The following is a 21,428-nucleotide window of genomic DNA, read 5'->3' as shown; positions in this document are numbered from 1 at the left end:
TCATCCGTTTCACGAACATTGGCCGGTTTTCGACTCGACGAGTATCGGCCACAAATAATCGAATGCCTTGCCTTCGCACGACTTGTGGCAGCCGGTGAAGGCGATGGTGATTTTTTCACCCTGTTCGCGCCACATGCGAACGGTACACGCGCTGTTCCTGGCATGGCGCAGCAGAACCTGCGGCGTTGCGCTTTCCTGGCGGAAATCGGGCAGTGCGAAACGGCAGGTTCCGCGCCCCTTGATCGCCACGCTGGCCTGGAAATCGCGCACGTCGCCGTCATCGACCTGCAGGTTCAGCCTGGTCGCCGTGCCGATTTCATCGACATGCGAGCAACGCGACGTGACGCTGACCGGCGAGGTGTCGTGCTGCTTGATGCCGCGGCGTGCCAGTGCGCGCTGGGCTTCGGCCGACAGACCGGGCGGGCGGGCCGGGCGACTGCTCGGCGGCTTGCCCACGGCGGGTTCCGGCGCTTGCTCGCTCTCCGGTGGCGGCGTCGCGCAACCGGCAAGCAGCAGCGCGACGGCCAGCGGGGCCAGCCAGCGACGCATCAGGCGATCGCTTCCGGCCGCCGGGCGTGCCAGTCGGTTGCCTGCTGGTAGCGATGGGCCACGTTCAGCAACTGCCCTTCGGCGAAGTAGTTGCCGATCAGCTGCAGGCCGACCGGCAGGCCGCCGGCAAAGCCGCAGGGAATCGACATGCCGGGCAAGCCGGCCAGGTTCACGGCGATGGTGTAGATGTCCGACAGGTACATCTGCACCGGATCGGCGGCCTTTTCGCCGAGCTTGAAGGCGGTCGACGGCGAGGTCGGCCCCATGATCACGTCGCACTGCTTGAAGGCCTCGACGAAATCGTTGGCGATCAAGCGGCGGATGCGCTGGGCCTGCAGGTAGTAGGCGTCGTAGTAACCATGCGACAGCACGTAGGTGCCGATCAGGATGCGCCGCTTGACCTCGGCGCCGAAGCCCTGGGCGCGGCTCTTCATGTACATGTCGTCGAGGTTGCCGTATTCCGGGGCACGATAGCCGTAGCGCACGCCGTCGAAGCGGCTCAGGTTGGAGCTGGCCTCGGCCGGGGCGATGACGTAGTAGGCCGGCACCGACAGGTGCGAATTGGGCAGCGAGACCTCGACGCAGGTAGCGCCGAGCTTCTCGTACTCGGCGATGGCGGCGCGCACGGCGGCCATCACCTCGGCATCGCAGCCTTCGCCGAAGAATTCCCTGGGCAGGCCGATGCGCAGGCCGGCCAGCGGCTTATCCAGATCGCGGGCATAGTCTTCGGCCGGACGATCCAGCGAAGTCGAGTCGCGTTCGTCGAAGCCGACCATGGTGTTGAGCAGCAGTGCGCAATCCTCGGCGCTGGCCGCCATCGGGCCGCCCTGGTCGAGCGACGAGGCGAAGGCGATCATGCCGTAGCGCGAGACCACGCCGTAGGTCGGCTTCAGGCCGGTCAGGTTGCACAGCGCGGCCGGCTGGCGGATAGAACCGCCGGTATCGGTGCCGGTCGCCGCCGGCGCCAGGCGGGCCGCCACGGCCGCCGCCGAACCGCCGGACGAGCCGCCCGGCACACGGGCGCGGTCCCACGGGTTCTTCACCGGACCGAAGTACGAGGTTTCGTTGGACGAGCCCATGGCGAATTCGTCCATGTTGGTCTTGCCCAGCGACACCATGCCGGCTTCGGCGTGCATCTTGCGGATCACCGTCGCGTCGTAGGGCGACACGAAATTGGCCAGCATCTTCGAGCCGCAGGTCGTCGTCCAGCCTTCGGCGCAGAAGATGTCCTTCTGGGCGACCGGGATGCCGGTCAGCGGACCGGCCGTGCCGGCGGCGATGCGGGCATCGGCGGCGCGCGCCATGGCCAGGCTTTTCTCGCGGTCGACGGTGACGAAGGCGTTGATGTCCGGGTTCAGGCGCTCGATGCGGTCGAGAAACAGCGTGGACAGTTCGACGCTGGAAATCTGCTTCGCGGCCAGGGCCTGCGACAGTTCCTTCAGGCTGGCGTGGATCATTCGATCACCTTGGGCACGAGATAGAGGCCGGCTTCGGTTTCCGGGGCGACGGCCTGGTAGGCGGCACGCCGGTCGGCTTCGCTCACCGCGTCGTCGCGCAGGCGCTGGGCGAGGTCCTGGGCATGCGCCATCGGCTCGATGCCGGCGGTATCGACCGCCTGCATCTGCTCGATCAACTGGAAGATGCCGTTGAGATGGCCCTGCGTGGAAAGTGCCTCGGCATCGCTGGTCTCGATACGAGCCAAATGGGCGATGCGCTTAACCTGTTCTAATGTGAGCGACATGGGTGCCAAAGACTTTTTTGCAGTGCACAAAGTCTTAAAATGGAAAGCGTTATAAGGTATCATAAAAGTTTTCCCTACCGCACCCCCCCAACGCGGAGCTATAGATGTTCGGTTTCCTCAGCAAATACTTTTCAAACGACCTCGCCATCGACCTCGGCACGGCCAATACGCTCATTTATGTACGCGGCCGCTCCATCGTTCTCGACGAACCGTCGGTCGTCGCCATCCGCCTCGAAGGCGGCCCCAATGCCAAAAAAACCATCCAGGCTGTCGGCAAGGAAGCCAAGGAGATGCTGGGCAAGGCCCCGGGCACGATCACCGTCATCCGCCCGATGAAGGACGGCGTGATCGCCGACTTCACCGTCACCGAGCAGATGCTCAAGCAGTTCATCAAGAAGGTGCATGACTCCAAGCTGTTCAGCCCGAGCCCGCGCATCATCATCTGCGTGCCCTCCGGCTCGACCCAGGTCGAACGCCGCGCCATCCGCGAATCGGCCCTCGGCGCCGGCGCCAGCCAGGTGTACCTGATCGAGGAGCCGATGGCGGCCGCCATCGGTGCCGGCCTGCCGGTCGCCGATGCGACCGGTTCCATGGTCGTCGACATCGGCGGCGGCACCACCGAAGTCGGCGTCATCTCGCTCGGCGGCATGGTCTATGCCGGTTCGGTGCGCGTCGGCGGCGACAAGCTGGACGAAGCGATCATCAATTACATCAGCCGCAACTACGGCATGATGATCGGCGAAAACACCGCCGAGAACATCAAGAAGAACATCGGTTCCGCCTTCCCGGGCGCCGAGGTCAAGGAAATGGAAGTGTCCGGCATCAACAAGGCCGAAGGCATTCCGCGCAAGTTCACGATTTCGTCCAACGAAATCCTCGAAGCGCTGACCGACCCGCTGAACCAGATCGTTTCCGCCGTGAAGTCGGCGCTGGAAAAGACCCCGCCCGAACTCGGCGCCGACATTGCCGAGAAGGGCATGGTGCTGACCGGCGGCGGCGCGCTGCTGCGCGACCTCGACCGTCTGCTGATGGAAGAGACCGGCCTGCCGGTGATCGTCGCCGACGAGCCGCTGACCTGCGTCGCCCGCGGCTGCGGCATGGCGTTGGAAAAGATGGACAAGCTGGGCAGCATTTTCGCTTCGGACTAAGTCTTGATTTCAGCCAGGCAGGACTGAGCGATGGCCGGCATCGATCACGCGCCACCACCGTTCTTCAAGCGAGGGCCAGCACCGCTGGCCCTTCTGACTTTCTACATCGCCGTTTCGCTGGCGATCTTCGTGTTCGACCTGCGTTTCCAGAGCCTCGAACTGCTGCGCCAGAGCATTGCGCTGGTTGTCGACCCGGTTCAGCGCGTTGCCCAGACGCCGGGCAGCCTGGTCGACTATGCCGGGCAGTACCTGCAGGGCATGCGCTCCCTGCAGCTCGAGAACGATGAGCTCAAGCACGCCAAGCTGACCACCGCGCCCGACCTGCAGCGCGTGGCGCAACTGGAGGCGGAAAACACCCGCCTGCGCAAGCTGCTCGAGGTCAAGGAACGCGAAAAGGCCAATGGCCAGGTCGCCCAGATCATGTACACCGCCCGCGACCCCTTCTCGCGCAAGGTGATCGTCGACAAGGGGCAGCAGGCCGGCATCGCTGCCGGCCTTCCGGCCATCGACGAAGCCGGCGTCGTCGGCCAGGTGACCCGCGTCTTCCCCTTCTCCGCCGAAATCACGCTGATTACCGACAAGGACCAGGTGGTGCCGGTGCAGGTCGTGCGTACCGGCCAGCGTTCCGTGGTCTTCGGCCTCGGCAACGGCCAGCTCGAACTGCGCTACATGCCGGCCAACGCCGACATCCAGGTCGGCGACCTGCTGGTCACGTCGGGCCTCGATGACATCTATCTCCCCGGATTCCCGGTCGCCAAGGTGGTCAACATTGAGCGCGACAGCGCCTATTCATTCGCCCGCATCTTCTGCGTGCCGATCGCCGGCGTCGAGAACTTCGGCGAAGTGATGATCCTCGCGCAGCGCCAGGCCAGGCCGGAGCGTCCGCCGGAAAGCGCCAGCCGGGCCGCGGCCAACGACGGCCAGCGGGTCAAGAAAAAACGGATGGCCAAGAACTGATGCAACCGACCTTTTCCTCATCGCGCATCCTGCTGCCGGTTCGCCCGTGGTTCATCTTCCTGAGCCTGATTGCCGCCGCCGTGCTCAATTTCCTGCCGACCGCGCACTGGCCCGGCATGCCGGACTGGGTGGCGCTGGTCCTGTGCTTCTGGAGCGTGCGCGAATTCCGCCGGGTCGGCATGGGCTGGGGCTTCGTTCTCGGCCTGCTGATGGACGTGGCCGACGGCGCGGTCCTCGGCCAGCACTGCTTCGCCTACGTGATGCTCGCCTACACCGCCTCGTCGCTGTCCCGGCGCATCCTGTGGTTCCCGCTTGCCCAGCAGGCGCTGCAGATCATGCCGCTGCTCATCGGCACGCAGATCATCCAGGCCTTGATGCGCCTGGCGGTCGGCGCCGATTTCCCGGGCTGGGGATATTTTGTCGGCCCCTTCGTGGCGACCCTGCTGTGGATTCCGGCCACCTTTATCCTGCTCCTGCCGCAATACCGTCCGGTCGAGCAGGACCCCAACCGTCCGATCTGAGGGCGACCGCGTGGGTGACTTCAACAATCCGGAAGCCGATCTCGACCGCTTCCGATTCCGCCTCGGCTTCGCCGCGGTCTTCGTCCTTGTCTGTTTTGGCATCCTGATCGCCCGTTTCGTCTGGCTGCAGGTGATCCAGCACGATTTCTACCAGACCCGCGCCGAAGACAACCGGATTGCGCTGATCCCCATCGTCCCCAACCGGGGCGTCATCACCGACCGCAACGGCGTGGTGCTGGCCCACAACTATTCCGCCTTCACCCTGGAAATCACGCCGTCGCAGGCGGGAAGCCTTGAGCAAACCATCGATGCGCTGGCCGAAGTGATCGATATCCAGCCCAAGGACCGCAAGCGCTTCAAGCGGCTGATGGACGAAGCCAAGAACTTCGAATCCATCCCCATCCGCACCCGCCTGAGCGATGCCGAAGTCGCCAAGTTCTCGGCCCACCGCTATCGCTTCCCCGGCGTCGAGGTCAAAGCCCGCCTCTTCCGCCAGTACCCGCTGGGCAGCGTGGCCTCGCATGCCATCGGCTATATCGGCCGGATCACCGAGCGCGACCTGAAATGGATCGAGGAAGCCGAGAAGCAGGCCAACTACAAGGGCACCGACCATATCGGCAAGACCGGACTGGAGCAGCATTACGAGTTCGAGCTGCACGGCGAAACCGGTTACGAGCAGGTCGAAATCGATGCCGGCGGCCGCGCCCTGCGCAGCCTGAAACGCATTCCCCCGGTGTCGGGCAACAACCTGCAGCTGACGCTGGACATCAAGCTGCAGGAAATAACCGAAAAGGCCTTCGGCGACCGCAAAGGCGCCCTGGTCGCCATCGATCCGACCACCGGCGGCGTCCTGGCGCTGGTATCCACGCCGACCTACGACCCCAATCTTTTCGTCGATGGCATCACGCCGGAAAACTGGAAGGAACTGAACGACCATCCGGACAAACCGATGGTCAACCGCACCATCAACGGCGCCTACCCGCCGGGCTCCACGTTCAAGCCCTTCATGGCCCTGGCCGCGCTGGAGATGGGCAAACGCACGGCGCAGCAGGCGATCAGCGACCCCGGCTTCTTCACCTTCGGCAACCATACCTTCCGCGACGACAAGAAGGGCGGCCACGGCAGCGTGGACATGTACAAGTCCATCGTCCACTCCTGCGACACCTACTACTACATGCTGGCCAACGACATGGGGATAGACAACATCGCCAAGTTCATGGGCAGCCTCGGCCTCGGCCAGCGCACCGGGATCGACCTCGGCAAGGACGATGCCGGCGAGTCGAAGGGTGTGCTGCCCTCGCAGGAATGGAAGAAGCAGCGCTTCAAGAAGCCGGAACAGCAGAAGTGGTATGCCGGGGAAACCATTTCCATCGGCATCGGCCAGGGATATAACGCCTACACGCCGATCCAGCTGGCGCAGGCGGTGGCCACCCTGGCCAACAACGGCGTGATGTTCCGCCCCCACCTGGTCCAAAACATCGTCGACACCAAGAGCGGCGACAAACGGCCGGTCGAGCCCAAGCCCCTGCGCGACCTCGAGTGGAAGCAGAAGAACCTGGAAGTCATCCACCGCGCCATGATCGGCGTGAACAAGGAAGGCACCGGCGCGCGAGCCTTCGCCGGCGTCCCCTACAGTGTCGGCGGCAAGACCGGCACGGCCCAGGTCTTCTCGCTGAAAGGCGCCCAGTACAAGGAATCCTCGATCAAGAAGAACCTGCGCGACCACGCCTTGTTCATTGCCTACGCCCCGGTCGAAAACCCGAAGATCGCCCTCGCCGTGCTGGTCGAGAACGGCGGCTTCGGCGCCCAGTCGGCGGCGCCGATCGCCCGCATGGTGCTCGACTACTACCTGCTCGGCAAACTGCCGGCCGGCGCCGCCAGGGAAGACAGCGACGCCATCGAGGAGGAGCACGACGAATGATGGACATCGCCGGAACCTTGCGCCGGGCCTGGGCCAACGCCATCGCCCATATCGACTTCCCCCTGCTGCTGATCACCGCCGCCATCATGGCGGTTGGCCTGGGCACGGTGTATTCCGCCACCTACGACAGCACGCACCGCATGATGTCGCAGGCCGCCAACATGGGGGTCGCGCTCGTCGTCATGTGGGTCATCTCCCGCGTTCCGCCGCAAAAACTGATGAGCTTCGCGATCCCGCTCTACATCGTCGGCATCGTCCTGCTGGTGGCCGTCTTCCTTTTCGGCATCAAGGTGAACGGCGCCCGGCGCTGGCTGTCCATCGGCTTCACGCGCGTCCAGCCGTCGGAAATCATGAAGATCGCCATGCCGCTGATGCTGGCCTGGTATTTCCACAAGTACGAGGCAACCCTCAAGCTCAAGCACTACGGCGTCGCCGCCCTCCTGCTCATCGTGCCCTTCGGCCTGGTCGCCAAGCAGCCCGACCTCGGCACCGCCCTGCTGATCGGTGCCGCCGGCTTCTATGTGATTTTCTTCGCCGGCCTGCCGTGGAAGATCATCGTCGGCCTCATTGCCGCGGCCGGGGCCGCCGCCCCCGTGCTCTGGAACATGCTGCACGACTACCAGCAGAAGCGCATCCTGACCCTGATCGACCCGACCACCGACCCGCTCGGCTCCGGCTACCACATCATCCAGGCGACGATCGCCATCGGCTCGGGCGGTGCCGTCGGCAAAGGCTTCCTGAACGGCACGCAGACCCACCTCGAATTCATTCCGGAAAAGCACACCGACTTCATCTTCGCCGTCTATTCCGAGGAATGGGGCCTGCTCGGCAACGCCACGCTGGTCTTTCTGTATACCCTGCTCATCGGCCGCGGCCTGATGATCGCCTCGGCTGCGCCGACCACGTTTTCCCGCCTGCTGGCCGGTGCCATCACCCTCGGCTTCTTTACCTACGCCTTCATCAACATGGGCATGGTCAGCGGCATCCTGCCCGTCGTCGGCGTCCCGCTGCCCTTCATGAGCTATGGCGGCACGGCGCTGGTCACCCTGTTCCTGGGCATCGGCATGCTGATGTCGATTCACACGCACCGGATGCTGGTCAAGAAATGAAGTCCCTGCTCGCGCCGCTCGCCGCTGCGCTGCTCGTCGCGGCCTGCGGCGGCCCCGCCCCCGTTCGCGAGCCGGGCGCCGAAAGCCCCAGGGCGCCGACGGCGAAGACGCCGACCCCGACGAAGAAGCCGACCGCCGTGCTCAAGCGGGGCGGCGGCTTCTACAAGGACGACGGCCCGGCCGACGAGATTCCCGATGGCCTGGAAGACATCCCGGACGCCGAACCCAAATGGGAGCCGCTGCACAAGCCGGCGACCAAGCCCTATGTCGTCCTCGGCAAGGAATACGTTCCCAATACCGCGCTCAAGCCGTACAAGGCGCGGGGCATCGCCAGCTGGTACGGCAAGAAGTTCCACGGCCAGAAAACCTCCATCGGCGAGCCCTACGACATGTTCGCCATGACCGCCGCCCACACCACGCTGGCCTTGCCCTCCTATGCCCGGGTGACCAACGCCCAGACCGGCAAGTCGGTCGTCGTGCGCATCACCGACCGCGGCCCCTTCCACGCCGACCGGGTCATCGACCTCTCCTACACCGCCGCCTACAAGCTCGGGCTGATCAACGGCGGCAGCGGCCAGGTCGAGGTCGAGGCGATCATTCCGGGCGAAACGGGCGGGACGACCTATGCCCAGGTCACGCCGCCGCCCCGCCCGAGCACCGGCGAGAGCGACGACATCGCCCAACTCGCCCGCCGCATGGCGCTCGAGGAGAAGCCGGTGCAAACTGCCGCGATGGCCGGGATGAGCGGCGACACCGGCATGGTCAAGGGGATTTATCTGCAACTCGGCGCCTTTTCCAGCGCCGACAATGCCGAAAACCTGAAGAACCACCTGACACGCGAACTGGACTGGCTGGTCGAGCCGATGCGGATCAATCCGGCCGGCGGCATTCACCGCCTGCACCTGGGCCCCTACGCCAGCCGCGGAGACGCCGAAAAGGTCGCCGACAAAATCCGCGCCGCGCTCGGTTTCAAGCCGACCTTCGTCACCCGCTGAGCAAACTCAGCGCGTGACCCGGGCAACCACCACGTTGCCCTTGCCCTGGTACTCCAGCGACGAAAAACTCATCATCCTGGCCATCGCGATGCCGCGACCATTGGGATCGAAAGCCCGGTCGGGATCGAAGCTCAGGAATTTATCCCAGACGAAACCGCCCCCCTGGTCGGTAATCGTAAACGTCAGGCTCTGGGCATCGCGCTCAACCCGCACCGTGGCAAAACGCCCCTGGAACTGCGGCAAGGCCAGGCGACGCTGGATTTCCCCCTCCCAGTCGCCTTCCCACTTGAGCAGGGACTTTTCCTGGTAGGTCACGCCCAGGTTGCCGTGCTCCACGGCATTGACCATCAGGTCGGACAGGCCAGGCGCGACGACGTCCGGAACCGGACACATATCGGCCAGCACCGGAACCAGCGAGGCAATGTCCTCGAGCGTCACAAAGCTGTACTCGACAGTCCGGATCAGCGCCTGCGCTTCCTCCAGGCGGGCCGCACGACTGCGCAGCTGGCGGCGGCCGCGGCGATCCTCCAGCGCGGCCCGGACAATGGAGATCAGCGCTTCCGGCTCATAGGGCTTGGTCAGGTAGTAGTAAGCGCCCGCTTCGAGCCCTTCGCGCACCTGATCGGGCGACGAGGCCGCCGTCTGCATGATGACCGGCACGTCGGCGAAACGCGCTTCGCGCTTCATCCGGCGGAGCAATTCCATGCCATCGAGCTCCGGCATCATGCGGTCGAGCACCACCAGCGAAAAATTGCTCTCGGGAGCGCTCAGGCTCGACCAGGCATCCAACGGATTGCTGTGCATCTCGAGCTCGATGTCTTCCTGTTCGAGAAACTCCTCGATGATGAACAGGTTCAATTGTTCATCATCTACAACGAGGACACGTTCCTTATCCATTGCTCAGTCTCTCTCCTGCGCCAGGGGCCGGATGCCGAACGGGTAGCTGCACGGTGAAGCAGGCCCCGCCATCCTGGCGATTCTGCGCATAGATCATACCGCAATGCAGGCGAATAATTTCCCGACACAACGCCAGTCCCAAGCCGGAACCGCCGGCCCCGCTGTTCGTCGTCGAGCTTTGCGCGAAATTGTCGAAGATGCGCTCCAGTTCGTCCGCCGGGATGCCTGCCCCGCGATCCTCGACGACCAGGCTCAGGGCCGCCACCGTCTCGCCGGCCAACGACATGCTGTCCGGCCGGAGGTGGACGGACACGACGCTTCCCTGCGGCGAAAACTTCCCGGCATTCGCAAGCAGGTTGCGGACAACCTGGGCCAGGCGCTCGGGATCGCCGTGCATCCATGTGTCACCCGTGCAGGAAAAGACTATCCGCTGTCCGCGCAGTTCGAACAGCGCGTGCAGTTCGCGCGCCACACGGCGCACCAGCTCGGCGAGATCGAGCGCGACCGGCTGTGCCAGCAGCCTGCCGGCCTCCAGCCCGGAAAGATCGAGCAGATCGTTGAGCAGCACCAGCAGGCGCTTGCCGCTATCCTGAATCAGCTGGAAATATCCGCCCAGGCGTTCGTCGTCGACTTTGCCCACCCTGTCGGCCCCCAGGCGGGCACACGAAAGGATGCCATGCATCGGGGTCCGGAGTTCGTGCGACATGTTCGACAGGAATTCCGCTTTCGCCCGGTTGGCCGACTCGGCCACCTCCTTGGCACGCAGGAGGTCGGCCGTACGGCTATCGACCAAGGCCTGCAGATGCTCGCCATGCTCGCGCAACGCCGCCTCCGCGGCCTTGGCGCGGGTGATCTCCCGCCCCGTTCCGCGATAGCCGACGAAACATCCCGTCGCGTCAAAAATGGGATTGCCGGATACCGAGTACCAGTGCAGGCGCCCGTCGTCGCCACGGATCGGATACTCGAAATCGGAAAATGGCCGGCGCGCCGCCAATACGGCCTTGTGCGCCGCCCAGTCCGCCTCATCGAGCAGGATCGGCAGCTCCCAGCGTCGCTTGCCCTCGGTACTGCGGGTGCTCATGCCCGCCCGGATCAATCCGGACGACATGTCGCGGAAGCGCAGCTCGGCATCCTGCTCCCACAGCCAGTCGGACGAAAGCGTCGCCAGGTCGCGAAAGCGCGCCTCGCTCCGCGCCAATGCCGCGTTGGCCCGGCGCAGGCTGGCCCAGTGCCGGTTGTAGAGCGGCAGCAGAACGAGCAAGGCGACCAGGGCGCTGATCGACGAAGCGAGCAAGGTATCGCCGATTTCGCCGCGCAAGCTGCTCTCGACCTTGAGCACGCCAACGACGCGCTGATCCAGCCGGATCGCCGCGCTGCCCGACACGCTCGGCCAGGAAGGCGGATCGCTCAGCGTCGCGACGGTCGAACCGGAGGCATCCTCCAGCACCGTCCGGTGCTCGGGATAGATGCGCCCGGCCAGTGCGTCGAGCATCTCTCCCGGCGCCCAGCGCCAGGCATCCGGCGCCTGCGCCGCAAAACGGGATGCCAGCTCGGCCTGGGCATTGGCCTCGCTCGCCACGCTGCCCGAGAGGCGCGAATATTCGAGCAGGAGGTGCACGCTCGGCAAGACCAGAACCAGGATCAGCAGCAGCACCCCTCCCGCCAACCCCGGTCGCGCGGCCGGCTCCGGAAGAGCCTCCGGGTCCGCATGAACTGCCTGGCGAGATTGCGCGCACATTTTACGTATCCTCCGTTTTGATTCTGACCCTCGCATCGCCCATGTGTTTGACGAGGATCAATGGCGCGCAAAATGGTGTGGCTATACTCCGGCGCTTGATATTCAGGAGTCCGCCCATGAGCTCCCTGCCCGATCTCGTCTGCCCCGCCGGCAGCCTCCCCGCCCTCAAGGCAGCCGTCGACAACGGCGCCGACACCGTCTATCTCGGCTACAAGAACGATACCAACGCCCGCAATTTCGCCGGCCTGAACTTCGACGCCAAGACCATGGCCGAGGGCATCCGCTACGCCCATGCCAAGGGGCGCGAAGTGCTGATGGCCATCAACACTTTCCCGCAGGCCGGCCGCATCGCCGACTGGCACAAGGCCGTCGATGGCGCCGTCGACCAGGGCGTGGACGCCATCATCCTGGCCGACATCGGCCTGCTCGACTACGCCCGCAACAAGCATCCGCAGCAACGCCTGCACCTGTCGGTCCAGGGCTCGGCCACCAGCTACGAGGCGATCAACTTCTGCCAGCGCGAATTCGACATCCGCCGCGCCGTGCTGCCCCGGGTGCTGACGCTGGCCCAGGTCGAGCACGTGATCAAGCACACCACGGTCGAGATCGAGGTCTTCGGCTTCGGCAGCCTGTGCGTCATGAACGAGGGCCGTTGCTGGCTGTCGTCCTACGCCTGCGGCGAATCGCCGAACACCGTCGGCGCCTGCTCGCCGGCCAAGTACGTCAAGTGGGACAAGAAGCCGGGCGCCATGGAAACGCGGCTCAACGGCATCCTCATCGACCGCTTCGGCGACGACGAGCCGGCCGGCTACCCGACCCTGTGCAAGGGCCGCTTCGAGGTGCAGGGCGAGACCTATTACGCGCTGGAAGAGCCGACCAGCCTGAACGTGCTGGAACTGCTGCCGGACATCATCAAGATCGGCGTCAAGGCGATCAAGGTCGAAGGCCGCCAGCGCAGCCCGACCTACGTCGCCCAGGTCACCCGCACGCTGCGCGCCGCCCTCGACGCGGCCCGCGACAGCGCCGAACGCTTCCACGTCAAACCGGCCTGGCAGGCCGAACTGGCCAAGGTTTCCGAAGGCAGCCAGGCCACGCTCGGCGCCTACAACCGGCCGTGGCGCTAACGAGAACACGCATGAAACTTTCGCTCGGACCCCTGCTCTACTTCTGGCCCAAGGCCGAAGTCATGGAGTTCTACGCCGCGATGGCGCAGAACCCCGCCCTCGACATTGTTTACGTCGGCGAAGTCGTCTGCTCGCGCCGCCAGCAGCTGCGCACCGCCGACTGGATCGGCCTGGCCCGCGACCTGACCGACGCCGGCAAGGAAGTCGTCGTCTCCGCCCAGGCCCTGCTCGAATCGGAAAGCGACCTCAAGGCCCTGCGCCGGCTGATCGACGAGGCCGGCTGCAAGGTCGAGGCCAACGACCTCGGCGCGGTCAACCTGGTGGCCGGCCGCGATTTCGTCGCCGGGCCGCACCTGAACATCTACAACGAATCGGCGCTGGCCACCTTCGCCCGCTTCGGCCTGAAGCGCTGGGTGCCGCCGCTGGAAGCGACGCGCACGCTGATCGACACGCTGCACCGCAGCCGCCCGGCCGGCATCGAAACCGAGGTCTTCGTTTTCGGCAAGATCCCGCTGGCCTTCTCGGCGCGCTGCTTCACCGCCCGCCATTACAACCTGAACAAGGACGACTGCCAGTTCAAGTGCCTCGACCACGCCGAGGGCCTGACGCTGAAAACCCGCGAGGGGCAGGATTTCCTGACCATCAACGGCATCCAGACCATGTCGGCGCAGAGCTACAACCTGCTGCACGAGATTCCCGACATGCTGGCCATGGGCATCGACGCCGTCCGCATCAGCCCGCAGAAGCAGCACATCGACGAAATCATCGCCGCCTTCGACGCCGCCCGGCGCGGCGAGCCGGCAGCGGCCGACAGCCGGAACTGGAGCGAAAGCGGCCTGGTCGACGGTTACTGGTTCGGCGATGCCGGCATCCGCCAGCACCACACGCAAGCCCTCGCTACCCTGGGAGCATGACCATGAACGGCAATTTCACCATTCCCAAATTCAAGCTGCCCGCCTTCGTCGCCAGCCTCGGCCACAAGCTGCCGCAATGGCCGCATGCGCTGGCCCTGGTCGGCGTGCTCAACACCGCGCTGAAAATGAAGCTCCTCCCGGAAAGCGAACTGGCCCTGCTCGAGGACAAGCTGTTCCGCGTCCGCGTTCTGGATACCGGCGGCGAAGCGTCCTACACCTACCGCCACGGCCTGTTCCGGCCGGTCTTTCGCCCCGAACGCGAGCCCGACCTGGCCTTTGCCGCCAATTTGTCGGCCTATCTGCAATTGCTGGCCCGCCAGGAAGACCCGGATACCCTGTTCTTCAACCGCGAACTGGAAATCACCGGCGACACCGAACTTGGGCTGATCGTCAAGAACATGCTCGACGCCGTCGAGTGGCCCAAGCTGCCGCGCCTGCCGCTGGCCAGCAGCTAAACCTGCACAGCCCGCGGGCCGGTCGTCCGGCCCGCTCCCGGCGGCTCAGTCGCCGATGGAAATCAGCGCCTCGGCCGGCGCTTCCGCTTGCGGCTCCCGCTCTCGCGCCGGTACCGCACAGGCCATCACACCGGTGGCGACGATACTGAGCACCTCCTCCTGGCCGACCGGCGAAGACAGCTCCTTGGGCTGCGTACAGCCGCCCAGGCAGATGCTCAGGCCTTCCGCCAGCCGCCCGTCGCCGCAGAGAACCCGCGCGGCGAAATCGGGGTAGGTATGCCCCACGGCATGCAACACGTCGCCCACCGTTTCGCCGCTGGCCATCACCTCGTCGTGCCCCCCCGCCAAGGCACGCAGTTCCATCGGAATATGAACCGAGACCACGGGCAATTCGCTCATCAACATGGCACACCTCCTTGCTTGCTGTGCACGTTGGACAAGCGCGCAAACGGAAGTTCGAAAAAAACGGGAGGCCGCAGCCTCCCGTTCTTGAGATCGAATCGCCCTGGCGATCAGTTCTTCTTCTGGGCGTCCAGGCGGAATTTGACGTAGGCGCCCGGGGCGTCTTCGATAACCTTCAGCTTGCCGTCGGCCGGCTGGCGTGCCTTGACCTTGGCGGAGCCGCCCGACAGGCCGGTCACCCACTGATCCCAGTGCGTCCACCACGAACCGGCGTTCTGCGTGGCGCCGGCCAGGAAGTCTTCCGGGCTTTCCGGCAGGTCGCCGTCGGTGGCGTCATTGGTCCAGAAACCGTACTTGTTGGCGACCGGCGGATTGACGATGCCGGCGATGTGGCCGGAGCCACCGAGCACGAACTTGGTCGGGCCGGAGGGCAGACGGGCACCCATGTAGGTGCTCTTCCACGGGGCGATGTGGTCTTCGATCGTGGAAATGAAGTAGCACGGGGTCTTGACCTTGCTGATGTCGATCTTGACGCCGCCCAGCGTGATGCCGCCCGGTTCCTTGAGCAGGTTGCCGAGGTACATGTTGCGCAGGTAGAAGCTGTGCATCGCGGCCGGCATGCGGGTCGAGTCGGAGTTCCAGTAGAGCAGGTCGAACGGGAACGGGTCCTTGCCCATCAGGTAGTTGTTGACCACGAAAGACCAGATCAGGTCGTTGGCGCGCAGCATGTTGAAGGTGCCGGCCATTTCCGAACCTTCGAGGAAGCCGCGTTCGGCCATCTTCTTTTCCAGGCCGGCGACGGCGCCTTCATCGAGGAAGACACCCAGTTCGCCCGGCTCGGAGAAATCGAGCATGGTCGTGAAGAAGGTGCCGGAGTTGGCGCGCTTGTCCTTCTTGGCGGCCATGTAGGCCAGCGTGGTCATGGTCAGCGTGCCGCCCAGGCAGTAGCCGGCCAGGTTGACGCTGTCCTCGCCGGTGTGGGCGCAGACCTGGTTGATGGCTTCCAGCGAGCCTTCGAGCAGGTAGTTCTCGAAGGATTTCTGGGCCAGCTTCTCGTCCGGGTTGATCCAGGACATGATGAAGGTGGTGTGGCCCTGGCTGGTCGCCCAGTTGACCATCGAATTCTTCTCGCGCAGGTCGAGGATGTAGTACTTGTTGATCCACGGCGGCACGATCAGGAAGGGCTTCTTGTACTGGTCCGGGGTCTTCGGATCGTACTGGATGAGCTGGAACAGGTCGTTCTGGAAGATCACCTTGCCCGGCGTCGTGGCGACGTTCTTGCCCATTTCGAAGGCCGAGGTGTCGGTCATGCGGATGCGCAGCTGGCCGTCGCCGGCTTCGACGTCGTGCAGCAGGTTGTTCAGGCCCTTGATCAGGTTCTGGCCGTGCGACTTGACGGTTTCGCGGAAGACTTCCGGGTTGGTCAGTGCGAAGTTGGACGGCGACAGGGCGTCGATGTACTGGCGGGTGAAGAAGTTGACCTTGGTTTGGGTCGCCTCGTCCAGGCCTTCCGTGCCGGCCACGGTGTCATGGATGTGACGGGCGGCGATGAGGTAGGACTGCTTGACGAAATCGAACAGGAAATGCTGCTCCCAGTCTTCGTCCTTGAAGCGATTGTCGCCCTTCTTCGGGGCGGCGATCGGGGCAGCGCCGGGCATGCCCATCATCTTCATCATGGAACCCTGCCACAGCGAGAAGTAGTCCCACATCATGTTCATCTGGGTCTGGGCCATCTTGTACGGATTGGCCATCAGGCGGGCCGACAGGTCCATGAAGGCCTTGGCCACGCCCAGTTCGTCGGCCGGCGCATCGACGCCGTCCTTGGCTTTCTTTTCCATGAACTGGGTGATCACGCGGGAGGCGCGCTGGGCGACTTCGGCGTAGGTCTTGGCCATTTCGGCCGGATTGGGCAAATTCATGCCCTGGTTTTCGGTTTGCTGCGACATCTTCAAACTCCCTCTCTGTCAGTGCGCGGCGGCTCAGTGTCCCGTCCGCGTATAGCGAATCACCCCTTCGGCATCGCATTGACGCGACAACCGACCAGCTTGTTCAAGGTAGTTCAGATGAGCGATCGCCTCGCCCATCGCGAACATGGTTTGGTGTGTATCGAGTTGCCGGTTGAACAACGTTTCCAGCAATTCGGCTGCGCTCTTTGGCGCTTGTTCACAGCTTGTCTCCAAGGCCCGCAGTCGCTCCTCGTGGTGCGCATGCAAATCCCCTACCCTCTCCTGCACCCCCGTGAAGGGAAGCCCGTGCGAAGGCAGCACGAGCGTTTCTGCCGGAATCTCCCGCGCCATCACATCCAGCGACTCCAGGTACCAGCGCAGCGCATCCGCTTCCGGTGTTGCCGCAAATACGCTGATATTGGTGGAAATTCTCGGCAAAAGCATGTCTCCGGAAATTAACACGCCGAGTTCGGCGCAGTAAAGCGCCACATGTTCCGGCGCGTGGCCGTGGCCGATCACGAGCTGCCAGTTGCGGCCGTCGATGACGACCGAATCGCCCGCCATCAGCCGATTGTAATAATCCGGCAGGGCCGGGACCGCCTTGCGATACCCGGAACCGCGCTTCTCGAACTTGGCCAGGTGCTCGGCATCCAGCCCGTGCTGGCGGAACTGTTCGACCATGAAGCGGGCGCCGTGGCCGCCCACTTCGTTCCAGACGACGTGGGCGGTCAGGAATTCGCCCGTGCTCATCCACAGCGGCGCGCCGGTTTTTTCCATCAGCCAGCTGGCCAGGCCGAGATGATCGGGGTGGAAATGGGTGACGATCAGCTTGTTCACCGGCCCGTCCAGCCGGTCGAGGATCAGCGACCAGGTTGCGCGGACGTGGTCTTCGGGAAAGCCGGTATCGACGATGACCCAGCCGTCGCCGTCGCGCAGCAGCCAGAGGTTGATGTGATCGAGCTGGAAGGGCAGCGGCATGCGCAGCCAGAAGACACCGGACGCGACTTCGGTCAGTTCGCCGGCGGCCGGCGGATGGGCGTGGGGAAAATGCAGGGCCATGATGTGCTCTTGTCTGGTGAAACGGCAACTTACCATACGGTGGCGGATTGAAAAAAGCCCCCGCATCTGTTTTACTCTGCCGCTCCAACAGGAGACAAAATGAGCCAGGCTGGCCCCACCTTCGCGATTTCCGACCTCGCCCGCGAGTTCGACATCACGCCGCGCACGATCCGCTTCTGGGAAGACCAGGGCATCCTGGCGCCGCAGCGCGAAGGCAACAAGCGCGTATTCACCCGCCGCGACCGGGCCCGGCTGAAGATGGCCCTGCGCGGCAAGCGCCTCGGCTTGTCGCTGGCCGAGATCAAGGACCTGATCGGCATGTACGCGTCGACCGAGGACGAGACGCCGCAACTGCTCGAATGCCTGCGCATCATGGATAGACGGCGGGCGGCGCTGCAGCAGCAGCGCGAGGACATCGAAGCCATGCTCGGCGAGATCGCCCAGTTCGAAACGCTGTGCCAGGACGAATTGACGCGCCGCGGCGCAAAGTGAGCCGTCGCGCCTAGCGGGCGTCGCGGTGCGAGATTTCGACGACGCGGGCCCGCGCCGCCAGTTGCCCGACCAGTTCCCGCGCCGCCTGTCGGTTGCCGGCATCCAGGTTGGCATCCCATTCGTCGAGCAGGTAGATCGCTTGCGCCGTCTCCGCCACGATTTCGCGCAGCACCTGCAGCTGGCGCTCGCCTGAGGAATAGCCGGTTTTTTCCTGCGCCGCTTCCTCGGCGCTGAACGCTTCCGGCTCCTCGGCTTCGTCGTCCGGATCGATTTCCGGCATCGGCGCGCCGCCCCCTGTGTTGAAACGGAAGTTCAGGCGATCGTGGGCCGGCCAGTAATAGGCCCGGCCGGCGAAGCACGCCTTCAGCGCGACGAGCAGGGTCGACTTCCCCGCCCCGTTGCCGCCGCGCACGGAGACCAGCCCGGTCGGCTCGGCGAGCACCGCCTGGAGCGCCTCGGCCAGGCTGCCGCAGTTTTTTTCCCGGTCGCCGACCTTGAGGACGAGGCGGTCGAAAGCGATGCGTTCGTCGATGCGCTCGTCGCCGGCCGGTTGCATGTGTTCGCAAATGCCCTTGATGCGCGTCCAGATGGCGAGCAGGTCGGTCATGCCGGCGGTCAGCTGGTGCATGTCGAGGGTCATCTCAATCTGCCGGGGCAAGGTGGCGGCCAGGGCGATCAGCAAGGCGACGTTGCCGGATTCGTGGACGGCGACCCAGGCGGTGGCGGCGAGGACGATGATCAGCGCGATGATGCCGCTGATCGCGCTCCACCCCTCGCGCGCCAGGATGGCCCGGACCTGGGCGCTCAAGGCCGCCCCCAGCCGGTCGCGCAGGTCGCCATGCCACAGCCGGAAGTTGTAGCGATTGCCGGAAAAGATGTTGTCCCAGGCGTTGTAGGTGCGCGCCATCATGCGGTTGGTCATCCGCTGGTTGTGCAGGTAGGCGGCGGCCAGCGGCTTGCGCAGGGTCCATTGCAGGACGACCAGCAAGGCGAAGGCGAGGACGTAGGCGAGCGGCAGCCCGCCGTCGATTTCCATGCCGAGGACGGCGGCATTGAAGACGATGTTGAAGAAGAGGCGCAGGTAGAACTGCAGGTCGTACATCAGGTCGAAGCAGACCCGGAAGCTTTCGTTGGTCAGGAAAGGCTCGGTGCTCTCGCGGGCCTGGGCATCGCCGAGCAGGGCCGTCCGGAAGCGGTTGCTGCGGGCGAAATGCAGCAGGTACTTGCCGAAGGCGGTAAAGCCGGTGCGTTCGGCGTAAATCCAGCTGGCCGCGCCGGCCAGGTAGGAAAAGGTCTGGGTGACGACGATCCAGACGAAATCGCCGGCCGTCACATGGGCTTCGGTGATGTCCCGCGCCACCCGGATGACCAGCCAGGTCGTCCCGGCCCCGAACAGTTCCTGCACCATGACCAGGAAGAGCATGGCCGCGAAAGAGGGGCCGAGCAGGAAGCGCAGGAAATCCCGGCGCTGGAATGAGGAATGGGCGGACATAAACGGATTTTGAAGCAGAAATGAAAAAAGCAGACTTGCGCCTGCTTTTTTGTCGAACACGATACAGCGATTACTTCTTCTTTTTCTTCTTGGCCATTTGGATTCTCCTCGTGAGCGGTTGGTTAAAGGCGGCGCGATGCCGCAGGGCTCAGTCTATTCCATAAATCCTGACGCGAAACTGTCGGGTGCAGATAATTTCATGCGGCAGTTGACGTTAACGTAAACGTCAATACAATCACCCTACGCCAACCCGTTTTGGAGACCCGCATGAGCTTGCACGCCCACGACCCCGCTTTCGCCGACCGCGTCCGCGCCAGCTTCGCCAAGCAGCACGCCATGGACCTGATCCGGGCCACGCTGCCGCTGGTCGAGCCCGGACGCACGGAAATCCACCTGCCGCACTGGTCGGGTGTCGAGCAGCAGCACGGCTTCGTGCATGGCGGCGTGGTCGGCATGATCGCCGACTCGGCGGCCGGCTACGCGGCGATGACGCTGGTTTCCGCCTCGGCATCGGTGCTCACCGTGGAATACAAGATGAACCTGGTCGCCCCGGCCGACGGCGAGAAGCTGATCGCCCGCGGCAAGGTGGTGCGCCCGGGCCGCACGCTGGTCGTCACGCAAGCCGAAGTGTTCGCGGTGAAGGAAGGCAAGGAAACCTTGTGCGCGCTGATGCAGCAGACCATCATGGTGATGCACGGCAAGGAAGAGAAACGCTAGTCACTAGTCATTAGTCGCTAGTTACCAGCAAGCTGACGACTAATGACTAGCAACTAATAACTAACCGGAGACAAACATGAACATTCCCAGCCTCGATTTCGCCCTCGGCGAAGACATCAACCTGCTGCGCGACGCGGTGAAGGCCTTTGCCGACGCCGAGATCGCGCCGCGCGCCGCGGAGATCGACCGGGTCAACGAATTCCCCGCCGACCTGTGGAAGAAGTTCGGCGACATGGGCCTGCTCGGCATGACCGCCGGCGAGGAATACGGCGGCACCAACATGGGCTACCTCGCCCACATCGTCGCACTCGAGGAAATCTCGCGCGCCTCGGCCTCGGTCGGCCTGTCCTACGGCGCCCACTCCAACCTGTGCGTCAACCAGATCCGCCGCAACGGCAGCGCGGCGCAGAAAGACAAATACCTGCCCAAGCTGATCTCCGGCGATCACGTCGGCGCCCTCGCCATGTCCGAGCCGAACGCCGGTTCCGACGTCGTGTCGATGAAGCTCAAGGCCGAGAAGAAGGGCGACCGCTACGTCCTGAACGGCGCCAAGATGTGGATCACCAACGGCGGCGATGCCGACACCCTGGTCGTCTACGCCAAGACCGATCCCGAGGCCGGCGCCAAGGGCATGACCGCCTTCATCGTCGAGAAGGGCATGAAGGGTTTCACCCACGGCACCCACCTCGACAAGCTGGGCATGCGCGGCTCGAACACCTTCCCGCTGTTCTTCGACGACTGCGAAGTGCCGGAAGAGAACGTGCTGGGCGGCGTCGGCAACGGCACCAAGGTGCTGATGTCCGGCCTCGACTATGAGCGTGCCGTGCTTTGCGGCGGCCCGCTCGGCATCATGGCCGCCTGCATGGACATCGTCGTGCCCTACCTGCACGAGCGCAAGCAGTTCGGCCAGGCGATCGGCGAATTCCAGCTGATGCAGGGCAAGGTCGCCGACATGTATTCGACCTGGATGGCCAACCGTGCCTACGTCTATGCGCTGGGCCGCGCCTGCGACACCGCCGACCACGCCCGCACGCTGCGCAAGGACGCCGCCGGCGCCATTCTCTACTCGGCGGAAAAGGCGACCTGGATGGCCGGCGAGGCGATCCAGACCCTGGGCGGTGTCGGCTACACCAACGAATACGCCACCGGCCGCCTGTGGCGCGACGCCAAGCTGTACGAGATCGGCGCCGGCACCAGCGAGATCCGCCGCATGCTGATCGGTCGCGAACTGATGGCGGAGACACGCTGAAT

21 protein-coding genes are annotated in these 21,428 nt (G+C 64.6%); 12 read left to right on the top strand and 9 right to left on the bottom strand.

Features of this window, described 5'->3' with window-relative positions:
* Window positions 1–9: 9 nt before the first annotated feature.
* Genes Q0P59_RS09395 through gatC form a run of 3 tightly spaced genes read right to left on the bottom strand, consistent with a single transcriptional unit; the run spans window position 10 to window position 2,290 of the window.
* Window positions 10–549, bottom strand: coding sequence for a hypothetical protein (locus tag Q0P59_RS09395; protein WP_295005938.1), 540 nt, complete (start codon window positions 547–549; stop codon window positions 10–12).
* Window positions 549–2,006 carry an Asp-tRNA(Asn)/Glu-tRNA(Gln) amidotransferase subunit GatA gene (gatA, locus tag Q0P59_RS09390; protein ID WP_295005936.1) on the bottom strand — a complete coding sequence of 486 codons (1,458 nt, stop codon included), beginning with the start codon at window positions 2,004–2,006 and terminating at the stop codon, window positions 549–551. The genes Q0P59_RS09395 and gatA overlap by 1 nt, the downstream gene beginning before the upstream one ends.
* A complete protein-coding gene (gatC, locus tag Q0P59_RS09385; protein WP_295005934.1) occupies window positions 2,003–2,290 on the bottom strand; it encodes an Asp-tRNA(Asn)/Glu-tRNA(Gln) amidotransferase subunit GatC in 288 nt (95 codons plus the stop codon). Before gatC ends, gatA begins: the two co-directional genes overlap by 4 nt.
* Window positions 2,291–2,394: 104 nt before the next feature.
* On the opposite strand from gatC, the gene Q0P59_RS09380 reads away from it, so the two are divergent.
* Genes Q0P59_RS09380 through Q0P59_RS09355 form a run of 6 tightly spaced genes read left to right on the top strand, consistent with a single transcriptional unit; the run spans window position 2,395 to window position 8,941 of the window.
* A complete protein-coding gene (locus Q0P59_RS09380; RefSeq protein WP_295005932.1) occupies window positions 2,395–3,438 on the top strand; it encodes a rod shape-determining protein in 1,044 nt (347 codons plus the stop codon).
* 30 nt (window positions 3,439–3,468) lie between these two features.
* Complete coding sequence (gene mreC / locus Q0P59_RS09375; protein ID WP_295005930.1) at window positions 3,469–4,395, top strand: rod shape-determining protein MreC; 927 nt, start codon at window positions 3,469–3,471, stop codon at window positions 4,393–4,395.
* Complete coding sequence (gene mreD, locus Q0P59_RS09370; RefSeq protein WP_295005928.1) at window positions 4,395–4,916, top strand: rod shape-determining protein MreD; 522 nt, start codon at window positions 4,395–4,397, stop codon at window positions 4,914–4,916. The genes mreC and mreD overlap by 1 nt, the downstream gene beginning before the upstream one ends.
* A gap of 10 nt (window positions 4,917–4,926) precedes the next feature.
* Complete coding sequence (gene mrdA, locus Q0P59_RS09365; RefSeq protein ID WP_295005926.1) at window positions 4,927–6,837, top strand: penicillin-binding protein 2; 1,911 nt, start codon at window positions 4,927–4,929, stop codon at window positions 6,835–6,837.
* On the top strand, window positions 6,834–7,946 hold the full coding sequence (rodA, locus tag Q0P59_RS09360) for a rod shape-determining protein RodA (protein ID WP_295005925.1): 1,113 nt from the start codon (window positions 6,834–6,836) through the stop codon (window positions 7,944–7,946). The genes mrdA and rodA overlap by 4 nt, the downstream gene beginning before the upstream one ends.
* Window positions 7,943–8,941, top strand: coding sequence for a septal ring lytic transglycosylase RlpA family protein (locus tag Q0P59_RS09355; protein WP_295005924.1), 999 nt, complete (start codon window positions 7,943–7,945; stop codon window positions 8,939–8,941). The genes rodA and Q0P59_RS09355 overlap by 4 nt, the downstream gene beginning before the upstream one ends.
* 6 nt (window positions 8,942–8,947) lie before the next feature.
* On the opposite strand, the gene Q0P59_RS09350 is transcribed toward Q0P59_RS09355, so the two are convergent.
* Together Q0P59_RS09350 and Q0P59_RS09345 are read right to left on the bottom strand one after the other, a co-directional pair.
* Window positions 8,948–9,838, bottom strand: coding sequence for a response regulator (locus tag Q0P59_RS09350; RefSeq protein WP_295005922.1), 891 nt, complete (start codon window positions 9,836–9,838; stop codon window positions 8,948–8,950).
* Window positions 9,831–11,576: a PAS domain-containing hybrid sensor histidine kinase/response regulator gene (locus tag Q0P59_RS09345; RefSeq protein ID WP_295005919.1), complete on the bottom strand. Its 1,746-nt coding sequence runs from the start codon at window positions 11,574–11,576 to the stop codon at window positions 9,831–9,833. The genes Q0P59_RS09350 and Q0P59_RS09345 overlap by 8 nt, the downstream gene beginning before the upstream one ends.
* A 116-nt stretch (window positions 11,577–11,692) precedes the next feature.
* Between Q0P59_RS09345 and Q0P59_RS09340 the strand changes: the two genes are divergently transcribed.
* Genes Q0P59_RS09340 through Q0P59_RS09330 form a run of 3 tightly spaced genes read left to right on the top strand, consistent with a single transcriptional unit; the run spans window position 11,693 to window position 14,069 of the window.
* Window positions 11,693–12,700, top strand: coding sequence for a peptidase U32 family protein (locus Q0P59_RS09340; protein ID WP_295005917.1), 1,008 nt, complete (start codon window positions 11,693–11,695; stop codon window positions 12,698–12,700).
* Between the two features lie 11 nt (window positions 12,701–12,711).
* Window positions 12,712–13,614, top strand: coding sequence for a U32 family peptidase (locus tag Q0P59_RS09335; protein ID WP_295005915.1), 903 nt, complete (start codon window positions 12,712–12,714; stop codon window positions 13,612–13,614).
* 2 nt (window positions 13,615–13,616) lie between these two features.
* Entirely contained in the window at window positions 13,617–14,069 is a 453-nt protein-coding gene (locus Q0P59_RS09330) for an SCP2 sterol-binding domain-containing protein (protein WP_295005913.1), read from the top strand.
* A gap of 45 nt (window positions 14,070–14,114) precedes the next feature.
* Here Q0P59_RS09330 and Q0P59_RS09325 read toward each other — a convergent pair whose 3' ends face one another.
* The 3 genes from Q0P59_RS09325 to Q0P59_RS09315 all read right to left on the bottom strand — a co-directional run bounded on the left by Q0P59_RS09325 (window position 14,115) and on the right by Q0P59_RS09315 (window position 17,476).
* The gene (locus Q0P59_RS09325) at window positions 14,115–14,468 is read right to left on the bottom strand and encodes a hypothetical protein (RefSeq protein WP_295005911.1); all 354 of its coding nucleotides are present in this window, start codon (window positions 14,466–14,468) and stop codon (window positions 14,115–14,117) included.
* A 113-nt stretch (window positions 14,469–14,581) separates the two neighbouring features.
* A complete protein-coding gene (phaC, locus tag Q0P59_RS09320) occupies window positions 14,582–16,417 on the bottom strand; it encodes a class I poly(R)-hydroxyalkanoic acid synthase (RefSeq protein WP_295005909.1) in 1,836 nt (611 codons plus the stop codon).
* A 33-nt stretch (window positions 16,418–16,450) separates the two neighbouring features.
* Window positions 16,451–17,476 (bottom strand): MBL fold metallo-hydrolase, encoded by a 1,026-nt coding sequence (locus Q0P59_RS09315; RefSeq protein ID WP_295005907.1) that lies wholly within the window; start codon window positions 17,474–17,476, stop codon window positions 16,451–16,453.
* 99 nt (window positions 17,477–17,575) lie between these two features.
* Here Q0P59_RS09315 and Q0P59_RS09310 point away from each other — a divergent pair, with 99 nt between their 5' ends.
* A complete protein-coding gene (locus tag Q0P59_RS09310; RefSeq protein WP_295005904.1) occupies window positions 17,576–17,968 on the top strand; it encodes a MerR family DNA-binding transcriptional regulator in 393 nt (130 codons plus the stop codon).
* A 10-nt stretch (window positions 17,969–17,978) separates the two neighbouring features.
* On the opposite strand, the gene Q0P59_RS09305 is transcribed toward Q0P59_RS09310, so the two are convergent.
* A complete protein-coding gene (locus tag Q0P59_RS09305) occupies window positions 17,979–19,460 on the bottom strand; it encodes an ABC transporter ATP-binding protein (protein WP_295005902.1) in 1,482 nt (493 codons plus the stop codon).
* 267 nt (window positions 19,461–19,727) lie between these two features.
* On the opposite strand from Q0P59_RS09305, the gene Q0P59_RS09300 reads away from it, so the two are divergent.
* Entirely contained in the window at window positions 19,728–20,177 is a 450-nt protein-coding gene (locus tag Q0P59_RS09300) for a PaaI family thioesterase (protein WP_295005900.1), read from the top strand.
* Window positions 20,178–20,253: 76 nt separating this feature from the next.
* On the top strand, window positions 20,254–21,426 hold the full coding sequence (locus Q0P59_RS09295; protein ID WP_295005897.1) for an isovaleryl-CoA dehydrogenase: 1,173 nt from the start codon (window positions 20,254–20,256) through the stop codon (window positions 21,424–21,426).
* The last annotated feature ends 2 nt before the right edge of the window (window positions 21,427–21,428 follow it).

The organism is uncultured Dechloromonas sp., assembly GCF_945957265.1.
GTDB lineage: Bacteria > Pseudomonadota > Gammaproteobacteria > Burkholderiales > Rhodocyclaceae > Azonexus.
This window is presented reverse-complemented; position numbering and strand designations above follow the sequence as displayed.